This is a genomic window from Erwinia sp. 2186 (assembly GCF_057812255.1).
Genome location: NZ_CM173824.1, coordinates 494,130 through 512,325, shown reverse-complemented (window position 1 = coordinate 512,325; position 18,196 = coordinate 494,130). Strand labels below are relative to the sequence as shown.

The following is an 18,196-nucleotide window of genomic DNA, read 5'->3' as shown; positions in this document are numbered from 1 at the left end:
TTGTGCTGGTCACATCATGATCACGTCAAACTGCTCCTGGGTATAGAGCGGTTCAACCTGGACTTTGACCTGCTTGCCAACGAAGATTTCTACTTCGGCCAGCGCGTGTGATTCTTCGGATTTCAGCGCTTCACCCACCGCAGGTGAAACGTATACCAGGAAGCGGTCCGAGTCATAAGCATGATGTACGCGAACAATTTCACGCATGATCTCATAACAGACCGTCTCAACCGTTTTCAGCGTGCCGCGTCCCTTACAGACCGGGCAATCCTGGCAAAGCACATGTTCAATACTTTCCCGGGTGCGCTTACGCGTCATCTCCACCAGCCCAAGCTGGGAGAAGCCATGGATACCGCTTTTTACCCGGTCTTTACTCAGACCCTGCTCAAGGGAATGCAGCACGCGGCGTCGGTGATCTTCATTGGTCATATCGATAAAGTCGATGATGATAATGCCGCCGAGATTACGCAGACGTAACTGCCGGGCAATGGCATGCGTCGCTTCAATGTTGGTATTGAAGATGGTCTCATCAAGATTGCGATGGCCGACGAACGCGCCGGTATTGATGTCAATGGTGGTCATCGCTTCGGTTTGATCGATGATCAGATAGCCACCGGACTTCAGCTCCACTTTGCGATCCAGCGAACGTTGGATCTCATTCTCAACGTCAAACAGATCGAAGATCGGTTGCTTGCCGGTATACAGTTCCAGTTTGGCGGTCATCTCCGGGATATATTCGCCGGTAAACTCCACCAGGTGCTCGTAGGTCAGACGTGAGTCAATGCGGATCCGGTCGAGCGCTGCACCGGCAAAATCACGCAGGATGCGCTGGGATAAGGCCACTTCGCCATACAGGCGGCAGCGCGTCTGGTTGCGTTTTCTGCGCTCAATCACCTTGGTCCACAGGCGTTTCAGAAATGCCGCGTCAGACGCCAGCTCAACCTCACCCACACCTTCAGCCGCCGTACGGATGATGTAACCGCCCAGTTCGTCACAGTAAGCAGACACCACCTTTTTAAGACGGTCGCGCTCGGCTTCACTTTCAATACGCTGAGACACTCCCACGTGTGAGGCGCCAGGCATAAACACCAGATAGCGTGATGGCAGAGTGATGTCTGTGGTCAGGCGTGCGCCCTTGGTGCCCAGGGGATCTTTCACCACCTGAACCACCAGGTCCTGCCCCTGTCGGACCAGCTCGGAGATATCGCGCACTGAGAAGTTTTTCTGTTCATCTCCGGCGACGCATTCCGTATGCGGCATGATATCCGAGGCGTGCAGGAAGGCGGCCTTTTCCAGACCGATATCGACAAAAGCGGCCTGCATGCCGGGCAAAACACGGCTGACGCGCCCTTTATAAATATTGCCCACAATCCCACGGCGCGCTTCGCGCTCGATATGGATTTCCTGCAGGATGCCGCCATCAATATAGGCTACACGCGTTTCCGAAGGGGTGATATTTACCAGCAGTTCAGCGGTCATGTTGTTCCCTTACCTCACGCAGTGACTGAAAATGGCTGAGTAACTCAGCGGTTTCAACCAACGGCAACCCGACCACTGCGTGATAGCTTCCATTAATTTTGCGAACAAAATTGCCTCCCAACCCCTGAATGCCATAGGCTCCGGCTTTATCCATCGGTTCACCGCTGGCAATGTAGGCGGCAATATCCTCAGCGGTTAAGGTACGAAAAGTGACGTCGGTGACCACCAGACAGTCCAGGATGCTCGCGTTATCTGCCAGCGCAACGGCGGTCAGTACCTGATGCGTCTGACCAGACAGTTTAGTCAGTATTTTGGCGGCGTCAGCCTGATCTTCAGGTTTTTCCAGCACCTCACCGTTCAGCACCACAATGGTGTCTGCGCCAAGCACCGGCAGATCCCGTTCTGCCACGGCAACACCGGCCTGAGCTTTTTCACAGGCGAGACGGCGAACGTAGGCTTCAGCCTGCTCGTCCGGGCGTTTCAGTTCTTCAACTTGAGTAGAAAGGCGTTCAAAGCGCAGGCCAAGCTGCGTGAGCAGCTCGCGACGACGGGGAGAACCAGAGGCCAGATAAAGGGATACCATAATCGTCCTTATTGTACGGCAAACTGGCGGCGTATTTTTCTCATCAACAAGAACAGCCAGGGCCAGAGGATACCGTCTACTACGCTACTCCAGAAAATTTCCGGTCGGAATGAGACGTTTATCACTAAAAATTCAGCCCAAAATACAATGACATCCATTGCCAGCGACAGCACCATGACCATCAGCGCCTGCTGCCAGAGCGCGAGGTTACGGAACAGTTGGAATTTGAACGCCACCAAATAAGCCACGATGCTGAAAGCCAGAGCACGAACGCCTAGCGTCGAGCCAGAGATAAGATCCATTATAGAACCCATCACAAAGCCCGTGCCGACATTCACACGATGAGGCAGAGCCAACACCCAGTAAATCAGGATCAGAAGAAGCCATGACGGCCTGAACATAAAGAACTGTTCAGGCCACGGCATAATTTGTAATACCAGTGCGACCAGGAACGACAGCCAGATAACCCAACGCCCATGGCTGCGATAACTGCTCAAGGCTGGCCTCCGCGGGCAGCAGGCGCGGCCTGACGACCCGCAGAAGAAGGCGCGGCAGGAACAGCGGTTTGACCGGAAGCAGCGGGAACGGACCCCGCAGGTTGCCCCGGTGCGGGCGGTCCCATCAGTTCATTCGCGGCAGGCAGAACCTGCGGCATCATCTGCATCAGTCGCTCATTGGCCACCCGGTGCACTTCATTCGGTGCCATTGGCATCGTGCCATTACGATCGGCGCCCCAAAGCAGCAACAGATAGCGCAGACGCTGTAAACCTGCGGTAGGTCGGGCCTGGATCACGGTGTAAGCGCGCTGGGTATCAAGCTTGACGGAAGAGACCACACCAACAGGATAGCCCTCAGGGAAACGGCCGCCCAGTCCGGAGGTCACCAACACATCGCCAACGCGAATGTCGGTGTTACCTGGCAGGTGTTCCAGCTGCAAGTCTTCAGTACAGCCGTTGCCCGCCGCGATCACCCGTATATCGTTACGCAGTACCTGAATAGGCAAGGCATGGGACGAGTCACAGATCAGCATCACCCGGCTGGTGATTTTGCCCACGGCAACCACCTGCCCGACCACACCTTTATCACTGATCACCGGCTGGCCTTCGTAAACGCCGTTCACGCTGCCTTTATCAATCACCACCTGGTCGGTGTAGGGATCGGTACCGGTGGAGATCACCTGGGTGACCATCTTGTGCTCGTCCTGACGCAGAGGGGAACCCAACAGTTCGCGGAGACGGGCATTTTCCTGCTTAAACTGACCCAGCATCAGCAATTCGCTGTTCTTGAGCATCAGTTCGCGCTGTAAGCCTTTGTTTTCCAGTTCGAGCTGCTGGCGAGAGGCCAGTGTTTCAGAAACACTGTCCAGAATTTGACGTGGCCCGTTGGCCAGAAAATAGAATGGGCTGACCGCCGTATCCATATAGGTGCGTATCTGGCTGAAAGCGCCCATACGACTGTCGGCGACAATCACGCCTATAGCCACAATAACCGCTAAAAATAAGCGTAACTGCAGGGAAGGTCCCCTGCTGAAGATCGGCTTCATAAACTCGGCGTATTCCTCGACATCTTAAAAAAGGAGTGCAGGACAGAGCGTACCTACACTCCTTAAAGCAAATTATTCTTCGCTGAACAAATCGCCGCCGTGCATGTCGATCATTTCCAACGCTTTACCGCCACCGCGAGCAACGCAGGTCAGCGGATCTTCTGCCACCACGACCGGAATACCGGTTTCTTCCATCAGCAGACGATCGAGGTTACGCAGCAATGCGCCACCACCGGTCAGAACCATACCGCGTTCAGAGATGTCGGATGCCAGTTCAGGCGGACACTGTTCCAGTGCAACCATCACCGCGCTAACGATACCGGTCAGCGGCTCCTGAAGCGCTTCCAGGATTTCGTTGGAGTTCAGCGTGAAGCCACGCGGCACACCTTCTGCCAGGTTACGACCACGGACTTCAATTTCACGCACTTCATCGCCCGGATAAGCAGAGCCGATTTCATGCTTGATACGTTCAGCGGTCGCTTCACCAATCAGTGAACCGTAGTTACGGCGCACATAATTAATGATCGCTTCATCAAAGCGATCGCCACCGATACGGACGGAAGAAGAGTACACCACGCCGTTCAGCGAGATAACCGCCACTTCTGTTGTACCGCCACCGATATCCACAACCATTGAACCGGTTGCTTCAGACACCGGCAGGCCGGCACCGATTGCCGCAGCCATAGGCTCTTCAATCAGGAACACTTCACGTGCTCCTGCGCCCTGCGCGGATTCACGGATTGCGCGACGCTCAACCTGCGTCGCGCCGACAGGCACACACACCAGCACGCGCGGACTTGGGCGCATGAAGCTGTTGCTGTGAACCTGTTTGATAAAGTGTTGCAGCATTTTTTCGGTAACAAAGAAATCGGCGATGACGCCGTCTTTCATTGGCCGAATAGCAGCGATATTGCCGGGGGTACGACCCAGCATCTGTTTTGCATCATGACCGACTGCCGCAACGCTTTTAGGGGAACCGGCACGATCCTGACGGATGGCAACGACGGAGGGTTCGTTCAGAACGATACCCTGCCCTTTCACGTAGATCAGGGTATTGGCTGTACCCAAGTCGATGGACAAGTCGTTGGAAAACATGCCACGGAATTTTTTAAACATACTAAAGGATAATCCTGCAAGCTGGGGGCGGAAAATAAAATCCGCTTACTTTACCAACCACACGAAGCAGCGACAAGGCGCAAAAATAGTCTACTTCGGTGAAAAATCACGCTATCTCACGCAAGGGCCACACCCTGAAGTCGCGTTGCGAACCACAAGCCTGATGTCAGGCTAATGCGCTCAGAATTCAGGGCTGACAGACGGACATAACGTACATAAAATTTAACATTCTTTGGGTCACTGGCTGACCAGATCCCCCATGCCGGCACCACAGCCGCGCGGGTATTCTACGTGAAATCCAGCACAACGGCAGATTAAACTTGATATCTTTGCGAATATTTTTTTACGCCGGTGTTTAGCGGCTGCGACGGCGCGATGAAATCGCCCTGACCACCCGCCACACCTAGCTCCGCAAGGATTTGCCACTCGCCTCTGGTGCGGACACCCGCCGCGAAAACCTGGGTAGAAGTCCTGGTACAGCTCTCCAGAAGACTCCTGACAAACAGCTGATTCTCTGTACGACGCTCGATGTTTCTTACCAGGGCAGGATGCAGCTTAATCAGCTCCACCTCAAACTGCCTGATATAAGCCGTACTGACCACCGTCAGGCCCGCCTGATTAATCGCAATTCGACAGCCAAAACCCTTTAACAATCGAAACGCGGAACCCAAACGGCTGATGTGTTGACACACATCTGCTTCTGCAAGTTCAAATAAAATGTGGTTTCTTTGCAATTTAGTGCATTGCAGCAGCATATCCCTGAGCCAAATCTGAAAAGGACGCTGCATAAGGGCATCAACCGTCAGCGGAATGGCGAAGGTTTCCTCTGGCCAAATCGGCAACAGCGACAGGATGCGGGTGACTAACTGACGGTCGTATCCTTCGGCCATGCCTAACTGCTGAACGAAAGGCAGATACTCGGCTGAGAGCAGCTCCTTCTCTCCATCATAGATACGCGGCATCATTTCCCGATGATGAACGGTCCCATCAAGGGTCACTGCGGGTTTCAGATACAGTCTTGGGCCGCCACGGTGCAGGGTATTTTCCAGCAGCGTGCGCCATTTAACGCTGCCGCGGGTGAACTCTTGCTGCGGCGCTTCACCCACCGACCAGTTGTTTCCACCCAGTAAAGCGGCATGTCGGGTAGCCAGTTCAACGTTTTCCATTACCTGCTGCGTTTCCTGCCCGCTGTGCCAGGCGCTGATACCGATGTGGATTATATCCTCGCGATCCAACATTCGCGTCGGCGGCAGCGCATCCACGGCATGGATGAGCTGGGAAGCAATGCTGTCGGCATCTTTCAGGCTGCGGTGAGGAAGGAGAACGGCAAAATCACTGCGGAAATAGCGCGCCAGCAAGGCGCCGGGATAACGCATCACAAAGGTCGATAACAGGTTAACCAGCGCAAACAGATAGTCTTTGGTCTGGTTATGTCCCCAGTTATCCCGCAGCGTGTCAAAGTCCGGCAGGCGGATCATCATTACCATGCCGTGCGTGCCACCGGTTTCGGTGTCCTCCAGCATGGTCGCCAGTTGGTTATCAAAGAACAGGCGATTGTTCAGCCCGGTGGTCGCGTCCTGCGCGGCAAACGCCCGGATTAAGGTATCAATGCGCGTGCGCTGCTCGCCCGCTTCCTGCAGGTCTGCCAGCAGTAAATCGATGGCGCTGCTGGCCTTGGGTGGCCACTCATTTACCGTCCCCGCCCTTACCGTGCCTCTCTCTCCTTTAATCACCTTGCCGGCTCTGACCTCAAGCCGCTCCATGCCCTGAAGCTGCCGGTTAAGCCAGCGATGCGTCACGATCAGCAGCGTGGTCATGATCGCCACTATCGCAATGACCACGCTAAGAATGAAGGCGCCGATAAACGATTTCAGCCAGGTTTCGGTTGAATCGACCCACTGAACATGGAGGCGGTAACCGGGATGTTTTGGCAGCGGAAGGATTGTGTCGCGATACTGGTTTTGTTCATCATCCAGTACCGGATCCTGATGATGCACGAGGGTTAACCGGGTTTGATCACCTTGCATCAGCTCGGTGCGAACAATTTGCAGTGGCCCCATCACTTTGCTTAGCCACTGAGCAACCTGTTCGGGTGACTCACTTTGCAGCGCGGTATCCACATCGCCAGCCATCAGTTCAAGCCGGTGTTCACTTCTCTGCGTGCTGAGGTAAAAAAAACTCATAATGCAGCCCACCAGCATCAGTAACATCGCCAGTGCGCTCAGTAAGGTGATCATCGTCGAAAGTTTGGTGGTTAATCGCATCCCTGTGCCCATCACTGCGGATAAAGTAACGCGTTTCGCGCCCTGAACCCGTGCCGAATAAATGTATGACTCTCCGCTGCCCAAAATCAGACCGCCACTGAAAGTACCATATCCTGGCGGGCGTTGACCTGGCGGATGTCAGATTAATGACCCGCCCTGCGAGTATACGTGTCTCCGCGTTTGCCTGACGTTTCACCGTTCATTTTCGGGTGATTCTCATTCCAGGAAATTTCACATTTTTCGTCCTTTATTCGCGCAAAGCCGACTCTTTGGTCATGCTAACAGGAAGAGAAGAACGAGCCTGTGGAGGCCGCCTGATGAAGCCCTTTGATAAACTTACCGAACGCGATGTTACCCCCGAGAGCATTTTTAACGCCCGTCGCCGCGAGTTGCTGAAAACGCTGGGTATTAGCGCGGCGGCGTTATCGCTGCCCTCTGCGGCTCACGCCGACGTCTTATCCTGGTTTAAAGGTAACGACCGCCCTAAAGCGCCTTCTGGAAAACCCCTGGACTTCAGCAAACCCGCTCAGTATCAGGCCAATTTAGCCCTGACGCCGGAAGATAAAGTCACCGGCTACAACAACTATTACGAGTTTGGCCTCGATAAGGCCGATCCTGCGGCTAACGCCGGAACGCTGAAAACCGACGACTGGAAAATTGAAATCGGCGGTGAAGTCGCGAAACCACTGACGCTATCCATGGACGATATTTTCAAACGCTTCCCGCTTGAACAGCGTATTTACCGGATGCGTTGTGTTGAAGCCTGGTCGATGGTCGTGCCCTGGATCGGTTTTGAATTGGGCAAACTGCTGAAAGCAGCCGAACCCACCAGCAACGCGCGTTATGTGGCGTTCCAGACCATCTATGCACCGGATGAGATGCCGGGCCAGAAGGATCGTTTTATTGGCGGCGGTATCGACTATCCCTATGTTGAAGGATTGCGCCTTGATGAGGCGATGCATCCTCTGACGATGCTGACCACCGGCGTATACGGTAAAGCGCTGCCCCCGCAAAATGGTGCACCTGTTCGGCTGACCGTGCCGTGGAAATACGGTTTTAAAGGCATCAAATCGATTGTCAAAATCACCCTGGTCAAAGATATGCCGCCAACCACCTGGAATCAGCTCGCCTCTAACGAGTATGGTTTTTACGGCAATGTGAACCCGCATGTGGATCACCCTCGCTGGTCGCAGGCGACAGAGCGTTTTATCGGTTCAGGTGGCATTCTCGATGTCAAACGCCAGCCTACTTTGCTGTTTAACGGCTATGCGGATCAGGTTGCTTCTTTATACCGTGGGTTGGATCTGCGGGAGAATTTCTAGTGATGCGTATTACCGCCAGGCAAATTACCGGCTTAAAAGTGATCCTGCACCTTGCGGGTTTTCTTCCTTTACTCTGGTTGCTTCTCTCCATCGACCAGGGCTGGTTCAGCGCCGATCCGGCGAAAGACATACAACATTTTACCGGCAGAATGGCGTTAAAGTTCCTGCTGGGCTCGCTGCTCATTACTCCACTGGCACGCTACGGTAAGCAACCGCTGTTGATCCGTGTGCGCCGCCTGCTGGGCCTGTGGTGTTTTGCCTGGGCGACGCTACACCTGGTAAGCTATTCGGTACTGGAGCTGGGCATCAGCAATCTCGGCCTGCTGGGCTCCGAACTGATCTCCCGACCTTACCTGACGCTGGGCATTATCAGCTGGTTAATCCTCTTATCTCTGGCCCTGACGTCGTTTCAGAAAGCGCAGCGCAAGCTGGGCAGACGCTGGCAAACCCTGCATAACGGTGTTTATCTGGTGCTGATCCTCGCACCCATCCATTACTTATGGTCGGTGAAGACTTTCAGTCCACAACCGTGGATTTATGCGCTAATTGCAGCGATCTTGCTGGCATGGCGCTACAAAAAATTCCGCCAGTGGTTTCGTTAAAAACCCGCTCAAGACTGTGTGCCACTCCGCATATCTGGCATTAAACCACCTGCCGTTTTTGCCAGGTGGTTGATAATCTTCGCTGATACGACCAGTATTTAGCTGCGAATTGCCACGAAATCGTTATAATGCCCGACTTCAAACTTGCGAACCGACCTAATTTCATCTGGAATGGTGACAAATGGCGTTTCGCGTTGTATTTTGTGCGATGCCTCAATTATCGCAGGAGATAGCAGCAAGATGACGGATAAGTTTCACATACTGCTTTTAAACGGTCCCAATCTTAACCTTCTCGGCACACGTGAGCCTGAGAAGTACGGTAAAACGACCCTGGCAGAGATTGTAAGTGACCTTACCACGCAAGCTGATGCGCTCAACGTGAAGATGAGCCATCTCCAGTCCAATGCGGAACACGCGTTAATTGACCGCATTCATGAGGCGAAAGGCAATGTCGATTATATCGTCATTAACCCGGCGGCATTCACCCATACCAGCGTAGCGCTTCGGGATGCCCTGCTGGCAGTCAGCATCCCATTCATTGAAGTGCACCTGTCGAATGTGCATGCTCGCGAGCCTTTCCGTCATCATTCATATCTTTCTGATATTGCTGCCGGCGTAATCTGTGGACTTGGTGTCGACGGTTATTCCTGGGCTTTGCAGACGGCGGTTAAACGCCTGTCACAATCTAATTAAACAGAGTACGGAACCACACTCATGGATATTCGTAAGATTAAAAAACTGATCGAACTGGTTGAAGAATCAGGCATTTCTGAACTCGAAATTTCTGAAGGTGAAGAGTCTGTTCGCATCAGTCGCGCACCGGCCAATACGGGCTACCCAATGATGCAGCACTATGCTGCACCGATGATGCAGCAGCAGCCTGCGCTGGCTAACGCCGTCGCACCTGCAACTGCACCAGCGATGGAAGCCCCGGCTGCAGCCGAGATCAGTGGCCACATCGTACGTTCACCAATGGTGGGCACTTTCTACCGTACCCCAAGCCCGGACGCTAAAGCGTTTGTGGAAGTGGGTCAGAAAGTTAACGCTGGCGACACTCTGTGCATCGTTGAAGCGATGAAAATGATGAACCAGATCGAAGCCGATAAATCCGGCGTAGTAAAAGCGATCCTGGTTGAAAGCGGCCAACCCGTTGAATTTGACGAGCCGCTGGTAGTCATCGAATAACGAGGCGAACCATGCTGGATAAAATTGTAATAGCTAACCGTGGTGAAATCGCGCTGCGCATTCTGCGTGCCTGTAAAGAGCTGGGCATTAAGACTGTTGCCGTGCATTCAACCGCGGACCGCGATTTGAAACACGTACTGCTGGCAGATGAGACCGTCTGTATTGGTCCTGCACAGTCCGTAAAAAGCTACCTGAACATCCCTGCCCTGATCTCTGCTGCAGAGATCACCGGTGCGGTGGCAATCCATCCCGGCTACGGCTTCCTGTCCGAGAATGCGGACTTTGCTGAGCAGGTTGAGCGTTCAGGCTTCATCTTTATCGGCCCGAAAGCTGAAACCATTCGCCTGATGGGTGACAAAGTTTCTGCAATCAATGCGATGAAGAAAGCTGGCGTACCTTGCGTACCTGGCTCTGACGGCCCGCTGACTGAAGACATGGATAAGAACCGTGCCTTCGGTAAGCAAATCGGCTACCCGGTAATCATCAAAGCTTCTGGCGGCGGTGGTGGTCGTGGTATGCGCGTTGTGCGTCATGAAAAAGATCTGGAACAGTCCATTAATATGACCCGTGCTGAAGCCAAAGCGGCTTTCAACAACGATATGGTCTATATGGAAAAATACCTGGAAAACCCACGCCACATCGAAATTCAGGTGTTGGCGGACGGTCAGGGCCACGCCGTTTATCTGGCTGAACGTGACTGCTCCATGCAGCGCCGCCACCAGAAAGTGGTGGAAGAGGCTCCAGCACCCGGTATCACTGAAGAGATGCGTCGCTTTATCGGCGATCGTTGCTCTAAAGCCTGTATCGAAATCGGTTACCGTGGCGCAGGGACTTTCGAGTTCCTGTACGAAAACGGCGAGTTCTACTTCATCGAGATGAACACCCGTATCCAGGTAGAACACCCGGTTACCGAGATGATCACCGGTGTTGACCTGATCAAAGAGCAGCTGCGTATTGCTGCCGGTCAGCCTTTGTCGATCAAACAGGAAGACGTGGTGATCCGTGGCCATGCGGTAGAATGCCGTATCAACGCCGAAGATCCGAACACCTTCCTGCCAAGCCCAGGCAAGATCACCCGCTTCCATGCACCAGGTGGTTTTGGCGTGCGTTGGGAATCGCATATCTACGCTGGCTACACTGTGCCACCGTACTATGACTCCATGATCGGTAAACTGATCACTTACGGTGAAACCCGTGATGTGGCAATCGCCCGCATGAAAAACGCGTTGGCTGAGCTGATCATCGACGGCATCAAAGTGAACGTTGAGCTGCAGATGAAGATCATGTCTGACGAAAACTTCCAGCACGGTGGAACCAATATCCACTATCTGGAGAAAAAACTCGGCCTTCAGGAAACCTGATTAGCCTGATGTTTTGAAAAAAAGGCCGGTCTGACCGGCCTTTTTCTTTGCATTTTTAAGGTGAGGAGAGAGATGGACAAGCGCTTCGTTCAGGCTCATCGCGAGGCTCGCTGGTCATTCTGGCTGGCTGTCGCCTATCTTATTGCCTGGTCGCTGATGGCCTGGCTACCGGATGATAAACAAGGCATTACCGGGCTACCACACTGGTTTGAAATGGCCTGTCTGCTGGTTCCTGCGCTATTTATCCTGCTGTGCTGGCTGATGGTCAGGCTGGTATTTCGTGACATTCCTCTGGAAGATGAAAAGTGAAACTTCAAATCATCCTGCCGCTTATTGCCTATCTGCTGCTGGTCGCCGGCCTCTCTGTGTATGCCATGCGTAAGCGCCGTGAAGGCAGCTTTCTGACTGAATATTTCCTCGGTAGCCGATCGATGGGCGGCTTTGTGCTGGCCATGACCATGGCGACGACATACATCAGTGCCAGTTCGTTTATTGGCGGACCCGGTGCGGCCTATAAATATGGGCTGGGTTGGGTACTGCTGTCGATGGTACAGGTCCCCGCCGTCTGGCTTTCGCTGGGCGTATTGGGGAAAAAATTCGCTATCCTCGCCCGACGTTACAACGCGGTTACCCTCAACGATATGCTTTATGCCCGTTATTGCAGTCCGTTACTGGTGTGGTTCGCCAGCCTCAGCCTGCTGATCGCCTTTATTGGTGCCATGACCGTGCAATTTGTCGGTGGTGCGCGGCTATTGGAAACCGCCGCAGGCATTCCCTACGATAGCGGATTGCTGATTTTTGGTGGCACCATCGCGCTGTACACCGCTTTTGGCGGCTTCAGGGCCAGCGTGCTGAATGATGCCATGCAAGGTGTGGTGATGCTGGCAGGCACCTTCCTGCTGCTGTTTGCGGTGATCCATGCCGCTGGCGGGATGCACAGTGCCGTCGATAAGCTTCAGCATATTGATCCCCAGCTGGTGTCCGCCAGTGGCGTTGACCATATTCTCAGCCCGACCTTCCTGGCGTCGTTTTCGGTGCTGGTCTGTTTCGGCGTGATCGGCCTGCCGCATACCGCGGTGCGCTGCATCTCCTATAAAGACAGCAAGGCGGTCCACCGCGGGATCATTATTGGCACCATCGTGGTCACGATTCTGATGTTTGGCATGCATCTGGCGGGCGCGCTTGGACGGGCGGTGATGCCTGACCTGGCAATCCCGGACCAGGTGATCCCAACGCTGATGATCCACGTTCTGCCGCCCGTCGCTGCCGGGATCTTCCTGGCGGCACCGATGGCGGCGATCATGTCGACCATCAACGCGCAACTGCTGCAATCATCGGCGACGATCGTCAAAGATCTCTATTTGCGCCTCTATCCACAGCAGATGGACAATGAGCCGCTGCTGAAGAAGATGTCAGGCGTGATCACGCTGTTGCTTGGCCTGCTGCTGCTGCTGGCCGCGTGGAATCCACCTGAAATGATCATCTGGCTCAATCTGCTGGCCTTTGGTGGGCTTGAAGCGGTCTTCCTCTGGCCGCTGGTACTCGGGTTATACTGGGAAAAAGCCAATGCCACTGGCGCGCTCAGTAGCATGATTATGGGTGCGGGTTGCTATACGCTGCTGGCCAGTTTTTCGCTGCAGCCATGGGGATTCCACCCGATCGTGCCCTCACTGATCCTGAGTCTGATTGCCTTCGTCGTTGGAAACCGTTTTGGCCATGCCGCTGCCCCGTCAGCGCAGGCTTCCACCCCTGTTTGAATAAAGAGAATTGCCATGCCCTGGATACAGATGAAAATTAATACCACCGGCGCTCAGGCTGAAGAGCTGGGCGATGCGCTGATCGAGAACGGGGCTGTCTCGGTCACGTTTCAGGACACGCATGACAACCCGGTGTTCGAGCCCTTACCCGGCGAAACGCTGCTGTGGGGCGATACCGATGCGATCGGCTTATTTGATGCTGAAACCGATATGGATCTGGTAGTGATTGGCTTAGAAGCCTGTCCTCTGCTGGGCAGCGGCTTCGCCCACAAAATTGAACAGATCGAAGATAAAGACTGGGAACGTGAGTGGATGGTCAACTTCCATCCGATGCGTTTTGGTCAGCGTCTGTGGATCTGCCCAAGCTGGCGCGACGTGCCGGACCCGGAGGCGGTAAACGTGATGCTCGATCCTGGCCTGGCTTTTGGTACGGGTACGCATCCTACCACTTCAATGTGCCTGACCTGGCTTGATGGTCTGGATCTGCAAGGCAAAACGGTGATCGACTTTGGCTGCGGTTCCGGCATTCTGGCGATCGCCGCACTGAAGCTGGGTGCCGCCAGCGCGATAGGGATCGATATCGATCCTCAGGCGATCCAGGCTAGCCGTGACAACGCTGAACGTAATGGCGTCTCTGATCGCCTCTCGCTGTATCTGCCGCATGAGCAGCCAGATAATCTGAGTGCCGATGTGGTGGTGGCTAACATCCTTGCAGGCCCCTTACGCGAGCTGGCACCGCTGATTAGCGTCCTGCCGGTGAAGGGCGGCTCTCTGGGTCTGTCAGGCGTACTGGCAAGCCAGGCTGAAAGTGTTTGTGAAGCCTATCAGGAGCTGTTCATCCTTGATCCGGTAGCAGAAAAAGAAGAGTGGTGTCGGATTACGGGCATCAAAGCCTGAGATGTTAACAAAAGGTGAGATCGTCTGGTTTTGATGATTTCATCCGTCACATGTCTCGTTATCCGGGGCATGTGATGCCTTTTATCTGGCTGTTTAGCCTATAAAAAAAGAAAAATATTTGTTCGTAATTTAATCGCTTTTTATTAAGCTATTGAATTTAATCACTAAAATAATTTACCCCTAACGGATATCTCTACCAGCACCCCGTAAGCCGGTGGATTGTTCAAAGTTTGGCCTTTCATCTTCGACAGAAAATGCGTAATATACGCCGCCTTGCGGACACACTATGGTCACTTTTATTTCATGCGCATTGGAAACCACCAGCTTCGTAATCGTCTGATTGCCGCGCCAATGGCCGGGATAACCGACAGACCGTTCCGGACCCTTTGTTATGCAATGGGCGCTGGTATGACCGTTTCCGAGATGATGTCGTCTAACCCTGAAGTCTGGGCGACGGACAAATCCCGGTTGCGCATGGTTCACAGTGATGAGCCCGGTATTCGTACCGTGCAAATTGCAGGTTGTGACCCTCATGAGATGGCTGAAGCAGCGCGTATCAACGCTTTATCTGGCGCGCAGGTGATTGACATCAACATGGGATGTCCAGCCAAAAAAGTGAATCGCAAACTGGCGGGCTCTGCCCTGCTGCAACACCCTGAGCTGGTGAAGTCTATCCTGCTGGCGGTGGTTGATGCAGTGGACGTTCCCGTTACGCTGAAGATTCGCACTGGCTGGGATCCAGACAACCGTAATTGTGTTGAAATTGCCCAATTGGCTGAACGCTGCGGTATTCAGGCCCTGACCATCCACGGACGCACTCGCGCGTGTTTGTTCAACGGCGAAGCTGAATATGACAGCATTCGGACAGTTAAGCAGAATGTCTCCATTCCCGTTATCGCGAATGGCGACATCACTGACCCGCATAAAGCCAGAGCCGTGCTCGACTATACGGGGGCTGATGCCCTGATGATAGGACGTGCGGCTCAGGGAAGACCTTGGATCTTCCGGGAAATCCAGCATTATCTGGACACTGGGGAGCTGCTGGCACCGATGCCCTTAGCTGAAGTAAAGCGCTTGCTCATCGGGCACCTACGGGAACTGCACGACTTTTATGGTCACCGCAAAGGATACCGTATTGCCCGGAAGCACGTCTCCTGGTATCTCCAGGAGCATGCCCCAAACGACCAGTTTCGGCGCACATTCAACGCCATAGAGGATGCCAGCGAACAGCTGGAGGCGTTGGAAGCATACTTCGAAAATCTTGCCTAATAGAAATAAAGAGCTGACAGAACTATGTTCGAACAACGCGTAAATTCTGACGTACTGACCGTATCTACCGTAAACTCACAGGATCAGGTGACTCAAAAGCCACTGCGTGATTCGGTCAAACAGGCACTGAAGAACTATTTTGCTCAACTGAATGGTCAGGATGTGAATGACCTGTATGAGCTGGTTTTGGCTGAAGTAGAACAGCCATTGTTGGACATGGTGATGCAATACACCCGTGGCAACCAGACCCGTGCGGCCCTGATGATGGGCATCAACCGTGGTACGCTGCGTAAGAAACTGAAAAAATACGGCATGAACTAAGTTTCGGTTCATTGTGTTGGAGGCGCTACCATTCGTTAGCGCCTTTTTTATTGCCTTTTTTCAGGCCCAGAATTATCCGGATCGTGTAAAGTACACCTTTCTGGCTCAACTTCCTGTCCGTGATGTTGTCGAAGTTTTTGTATCGCTGATGATTTGCGTCTCTATGCGCTACATACCCTATGCACGCTTAAAGAGAGAATTATGAAGTCTTCCCCCCGTTTCACCCGCCGCTTACTGCACCCACGTTACTGGATAACCTGGATCGGACTGGGAATTCTGTTTTTGCTGGTTCAGCTCCCTTTTCCTCTGCTGGAAAAACTGGGCACCTGGATGGGCCGGACCTCGATGCGGTTCCTCAAGCGCCGGATTCGCATTACCCGCCGCAATCTGGAGCTGTGTTTCCCTGAGATGCCTGCCGATCAGCTTGAACAGCACATCGTAAAGAATTTTGAATCACTGGGTATGGGATTACTGGAAACCGGCATGGCCTGGTTCTGGTCGGATCGCCGGGTGAAGCGCTGGTTTACCGTTGAGGGCCTGGATAACCTGAAGGCCGCGCAGGTAGGTGGACGAGGTGCGCTGATCATTGGCGTTCACTTTATGTCTCTTGAGCTGGGAGGCCGTACGATGGGCCTGTGTCAGCCAATGATGGCCATGTACCGCCCGCACAACAATAAACTGATGGAATGGGTTCAGACTAAAGGTCGTATGCGCTCTAACAAAGCGATGATCAACCGTCGCGACCTGCGTGGCATGGTGAATGCCTTGAAACAAGGCGAAGCCGTATGGTTTGCTCCCGATCAGGATTATGGTCCTAAAGGCAGCGTATTCGCGCCGCTGTTCGCCGTTCCTCAGGCCGCGACGACCAGCGGTACCTGGATGATTGCCCGCATGGCTAAACCAGCCCTGCTCACCGTTGTCCTGATCCGCAATGATGATGGCAGCGGCTATAAGCTGGTGATCCAGCCTGAGCTGAAAGATTACCCTGTCGCGGATGAGCAGCAGGCTGCGGCGTATATGAATCAGGTGATTGAACACGAAATCATGCGTGCGCCCTATCAGTATCTGTGGCTCCATCGCCGCTTCAAAACCCGTCCTGAGGGTGCCAGCTCCCTTTATTAAATCTCTTTCTCCCTTCTTTTCAGAACCAGCTCACATTCTGTGAGCTGGCTTCGCCGAATTCATTACAATCTCGTAACATAAAGTACGCTTTTGCTCACATTGCTTCCATATAGTGAAACGCGATGCACCATTTGTGACCAATCCACCTGTTTTTGCCCACCCGTAGTGCGCGATATTAAGCAAACTTTCTGGATGCTTCTAATTATTAGCAAACCTTTCCAACAAATTCAGGGCTCTGCAATTTTGGCATTACCTTTGCAGTGTCGTGGATGGCTTCGGCCACAGACAGGAAAAGTGCACCACAGCGTGCGTTAAACATAATAATGATTTCGCCACACAGGATGCTTTATGAAAAAAATGATGCTCTCCACTTTGGTTGCCGCTGCAGCGCTGTTTGCAGTTGCGAATCAGGCTCACGCCGGCACCACCCTGGATGCCATTAAGAAGAAAGGTTTCATTCAATGCGGTATCAGTGATGGTCTGCCTGGCTTCTCGTTTGCAGACGCCAGTGGCAAATTTAGCGGTATCGATGTGGACGTATGCCGTGCAGCAGCTGCCGCCGTGTTTGGCGATGCAACCAAAGTGAAATACACCCCACTGACCGCAAAAGAACGTTTCACTGCTCTGCAGTCTGGTGAAGTAGACATCCTGTCTCGTAACACAACCTGGACCTCTGCGCGCGATGGCGGCATGGGCTTCATTTTCGCTGGCGTAAACTATTATGACGGCATCGGCTTCCTGACCCACCAGAAAGCAGGGCTGAAGAGCGCGAAAGAGCTTGATGGCGCAACCGTTTGCATTCAGGCCGGTACAGATACCGAACTGAACGTGGCTGACTACTTCAAAGCCAACAACATGCAGTACACCCCGGTAACCTTCGACCGTTCTGACGAATCAGCGAAAGCGCTGGATACCGGTCGTTGCGATACGCTGGCATCCGACCAGTCTCAGCTGTATGCACTGCGTATCAAGCTGGGCAAACCAAACGAATTTATCGTGCTGCCAGAAGTGATCTCTAAAGAACCGCTGGGACCGGTTGTCCGTCGTGGCGATGATGACTGGTTCACCATCGTGAAATGGTCTCTGTACGCCATGCTGAATGCCGAAGAGATGGGCATCACCTCTGCAAACGTTGATCAGTTGGCCGCTAAACCTACCAACCCAGATATGGCTCACCTGCTGGGCTCAGAAGGTGATTTCGGTAAAGACCTGAAGCTTGATAACAAATGGGCTTACAACATCGTTAAGCAGGTTGGTAACTATCAGGAAGTCTTTGACCGTAACGTCGGTAAAGACAGCCAGTTGAAAATTGCCCGTGGCCAGAACGCCCTCTGGAACAAAGGCGGCATCCAGTACGCACCACCAGTACGTTAAT

Annotated in this window: 18 protein-coding genes; 12 read left to right on the top strand and 6 right to left on the bottom strand. The window is 53.4% G+C overall.

Translation table 11 applies throughout. The features are described from left to right. Positions 1–9: 9 nt before the first annotated feature. The 6 genes from rng to csrD all read right to left on the bottom strand — a co-directional run bounded on the left by rng (position 10) and on the right by csrD (position 6,985). Positions 10–1,479, bottom strand: a complete 1,470-nt coding sequence (rng, locus tag ACXKZG_RS02435) for a ribonuclease G (RefSeq protein WP_053145081.1) — start codon at positions 1,477–1,479, stop codon at positions 10–12. Continuing rightward, the gene (locus ACXKZG_RS02430; RefSeq protein ID WP_013204084.1) at positions 1,469–2,062 is read right to left on the bottom strand and encodes a Maf family protein; all 594 of its coding nucleotides are present in this window, start codon (positions 2,060–2,062) and stop codon (positions 1,469–1,471) included. The genes rng and ACXKZG_RS02430 overlap by 11 nt, the downstream gene beginning before the upstream one ends. Positions 2,063–2,070: 8 nt before the next feature. Then, positions 2,071–2,559, bottom strand: a complete 489-nt coding sequence (gene mreD / locus ACXKZG_RS02425) for a rod shape-determining protein MreD (protein ID WP_013204085.1) — start codon at positions 2,557–2,559, stop codon at positions 2,071–2,073. Further along, positions 2,556–3,605, bottom strand: coding sequence for a rod shape-determining protein MreC (gene mreC, locus ACXKZG_RS02420; RefSeq protein ID WP_053145087.1), 1,050 nt, complete (start codon positions 3,603–3,605; stop codon positions 2,556–2,558). The genes mreD and mreC overlap by 4 nt, the downstream gene beginning before the upstream one ends. Before the next feature lie 72 nt (positions 3,606–3,677). Beyond that, the gene (gene mreB, locus ACXKZG_RS02415; protein ID WP_003855260.1) at positions 3,678–4,721 is read right to left on the bottom strand and encodes a rod shape-determining protein MreB; all 1,044 of its coding nucleotides are present in this window, start codon (positions 4,719–4,721) and stop codon (positions 3,678–3,680) included. A 314-nt stretch (positions 4,722–5,035) separates the two neighbouring features. Next, the gene (gene csrD, locus ACXKZG_RS02410; protein WP_488875636.1) at positions 5,036–6,985 is read right to left on the bottom strand and encodes an RNase E specificity factor CsrD; all 1,950 of its coding nucleotides are present in this window, start codon (positions 6,983–6,985) and stop codon (positions 5,036–5,038) included. A 317-nt stretch (positions 6,986–7,302) separates the two neighbouring features. On the opposite strand from csrD, the gene msrP reads away from it, so the two are divergent. The 12 genes from msrP (at position 7,303) to ACXKZG_RS02350 (ending at position 18,195) form a co-directional block, all read left to right on the top strand. Beyond that, positions 7,303–8,307 carry a protein-methionine-sulfoxide reductase catalytic subunit MsrP gene (msrP, locus tag ACXKZG_RS02405; RefSeq protein ID WP_346567250.1) on the top strand — a complete coding sequence of 335 codons (1,005 nt, stop codon included), beginning with the start codon at positions 7,303–7,305 and terminating at the stop codon, positions 8,305–8,307. 2 nt (positions 8,308–8,309) lie between these two features. Further along, entirely contained in the window at positions 8,310–8,909 is a 600-nt protein-coding gene (msrQ, locus tag ACXKZG_RS02400) for a protein-methionine-sulfoxide reductase heme-binding subunit MsrQ (protein ID WP_053145092.1), read from the top strand. Positions 8,910–9,149: 240 nt separating this feature from the next. Then, on the top strand, positions 9,150–9,602 hold the full coding sequence (aroQ, locus tag ACXKZG_RS02395) for a type II 3-dehydroquinate dehydratase (protein ID WP_013204090.1): 453 nt from the start codon (positions 9,150–9,152) through the stop codon (positions 9,600–9,602). Between the two features lie 21 nt (positions 9,603–9,623). After that, positions 9,624–10,094 (top strand): acetyl-CoA carboxylase biotin carboxyl carrier protein, encoded by a 471-nt coding sequence (accB, locus tag ACXKZG_RS02390; protein ID WP_013204091.1) that lies wholly within the window; start codon positions 9,624–9,626, stop codon positions 10,092–10,094. Between the two features lie 11 nt (positions 10,095–10,105). Next, positions 10,106–11,455, top strand: coding sequence for an acetyl-CoA carboxylase biotin carboxylase subunit (accC, locus tag ACXKZG_RS02385; protein ID WP_013204092.1), 1,350 nt, complete (start codon positions 10,106–10,108; stop codon positions 11,453–11,455). A gap of 72 nt (positions 11,456–11,527) precedes the next feature. Continuing rightward, the gene (locus ACXKZG_RS02380; protein WP_013204093.1) at positions 11,528–11,764 is read left to right on the top strand and encodes a YhdT family protein; all 237 of its coding nucleotides are present in this window, start codon (positions 11,528–11,530) and stop codon (positions 11,762–11,764) included. Then, positions 11,761–13,212 (top strand): sodium/pantothenate symporter, encoded by a 1,452-nt coding sequence (gene panF, locus ACXKZG_RS02375; RefSeq protein ID WP_488875635.1) that lies wholly within the window; start codon positions 11,761–11,763, stop codon positions 13,210–13,212. The genes ACXKZG_RS02380 and panF overlap by 4 nt, the downstream gene beginning before the upstream one ends. A 15-nt stretch (positions 13,213–13,227) precedes the next feature. Next, on the top strand, positions 13,228–14,109 hold the full coding sequence (gene prmA / locus ACXKZG_RS02370) for a 50S ribosomal protein L11 methyltransferase (protein ID WP_013204095.1): 882 nt from the start codon (positions 13,228–13,230) through the stop codon (positions 14,107–14,109). 303 nt (positions 14,110–14,412) lie between these two features. Next, positions 14,413–15,378 (top strand): tRNA dihydrouridine synthase DusB, encoded by a 966-nt coding sequence (dusB, locus tag ACXKZG_RS02365; RefSeq protein ID WP_013204096.1) that lies wholly within the window; start codon positions 14,413–14,415, stop codon positions 15,376–15,378. 24 nt (positions 15,379–15,402) lie between these two features. Next, entirely contained in the window at positions 15,403–15,699 is a 297-nt protein-coding gene (gene fis / locus ACXKZG_RS02360; RefSeq protein ID WP_000462905.1) for a DNA-binding transcriptional regulator Fis, read from the top strand. A 201-nt stretch (positions 15,700–15,900) separates the two neighbouring features. Beyond that, a complete protein-coding gene (lpxP, locus tag ACXKZG_RS02355) occupies positions 15,901–16,821 on the top strand; it encodes a kdo(2)-lipid IV(A) palmitoleoyltransferase (RefSeq protein ID WP_134822876.1) in 921 nt (306 codons plus the stop codon). Positions 16,822–17,169: 348 nt separating this feature from the next. After that, positions 17,170–18,195: an amino acid ABC transporter substrate-binding protein gene (locus ACXKZG_RS02350; RefSeq protein WP_013204099.1), complete on the top strand. Its 1,026-nt coding sequence runs from the start codon at positions 17,170–17,172 to the stop codon at positions 18,193–18,195. Position 18,196 lies beyond the last annotated feature (1 nt).

Excerpts from the sequence above, each read along its gene's own strand:
- ACXKZG_RS02350 (WP_013204099.1), top strand. The coding sequence starts at position 17,170 with ATGAAAAAAATGATGCTCTCCACTTTGGTTGCCGCTGCAGCGCTGTTT.
- prmA (WP_013204095.1), top strand. The coding sequence starts at position 13,228 with ATGCCCTGGATACAGATGAAAATTAATACCACCGGCGCTCAGGCTGAA.
- msrP (WP_346567250.1), top strand. The coding sequence starts at position 7,303 with ATGAAGCCCTTTGATAAACTTACCGAACGCGATGTTACCCCCGAGAGC.
- dusB (WP_013204096.1), top strand. The coding sequence starts at position 14,413 with ATGCGCATTGGAAACCACCAGCTTCGTAATCGTCTGATTGCCGCGCCA.
- ACXKZG_RS02380 (WP_013204093.1), top strand. The coding sequence starts at position 11,528 with ATGGACAAGCGCTTCGTTCAGGCTCATCGCGAGGCTCGCTGGTCATTC.
- mreC (WP_053145087.1), bottom strand. The coding sequence starts at position 3,605 with ATGAAGCCGATCTTCAGCAGGGGACCTTCCCTGCAGTTACGCTTATTT.
- csrD (WP_488875636.1), bottom strand. The coding sequence starts at position 6,985 with ATGCGATTAACCACCAAACTTTCGACGATGATCACCTTACTGAGCGCA.
- ACXKZG_RS02430 (WP_013204084.1), bottom strand. The coding sequence starts at position 2,062 with ATGGTATCCCTTTATCTGGCCTCTGGTTCTCCCCGTCGTCGCGAGCTG.
- msrQ (WP_053145092.1), top strand. The coding sequence starts at position 8,310 with ATGCGTATTACCGCCAGGCAAATTACCGGCTTAAAAGTGATCCTGCAC.
- rng (WP_053145081.1), bottom strand. The coding sequence starts at position 1,479 with ATGACCGCTGAACTGCTGGTAAATATCACCCCTTCGGAAACGCGTGTA.
- mreB (WP_003855260.1), bottom strand. The coding sequence starts at position 4,721 with ATGTTTAAAAAATTCCGTGGCATGTTTTCCAACGACTTGTCCATCGAC.
- aroQ (WP_013204090.1), top strand. The coding sequence starts at position 9,150 with ATGACGGATAAGTTTCACATACTGCTTTTAAACGGTCCCAATCTTAAC.
- lpxP (WP_134822876.1), top strand. The coding sequence starts at position 15,901 with ATGAAGTCTTCCCCCCGTTTCACCCGCCGCTTACTGCACCCACGTTAC.
- fis (WP_000462905.1), top strand. The coding sequence starts at position 15,403 with ATGTTCGAACAACGCGTAAATTCTGACGTACTGACCGTATCTACCGTA.
- accC (WP_013204092.1), top strand. The coding sequence starts at position 10,106 with ATGCTGGATAAAATTGTAATAGCTAACCGTGGTGAAATCGCGCTGCGC.
- accB (WP_013204091.1), top strand. The coding sequence starts at position 9,624 with ATGGATATTCGTAAGATTAAAAAACTGATCGAACTGGTTGAAGAATCA.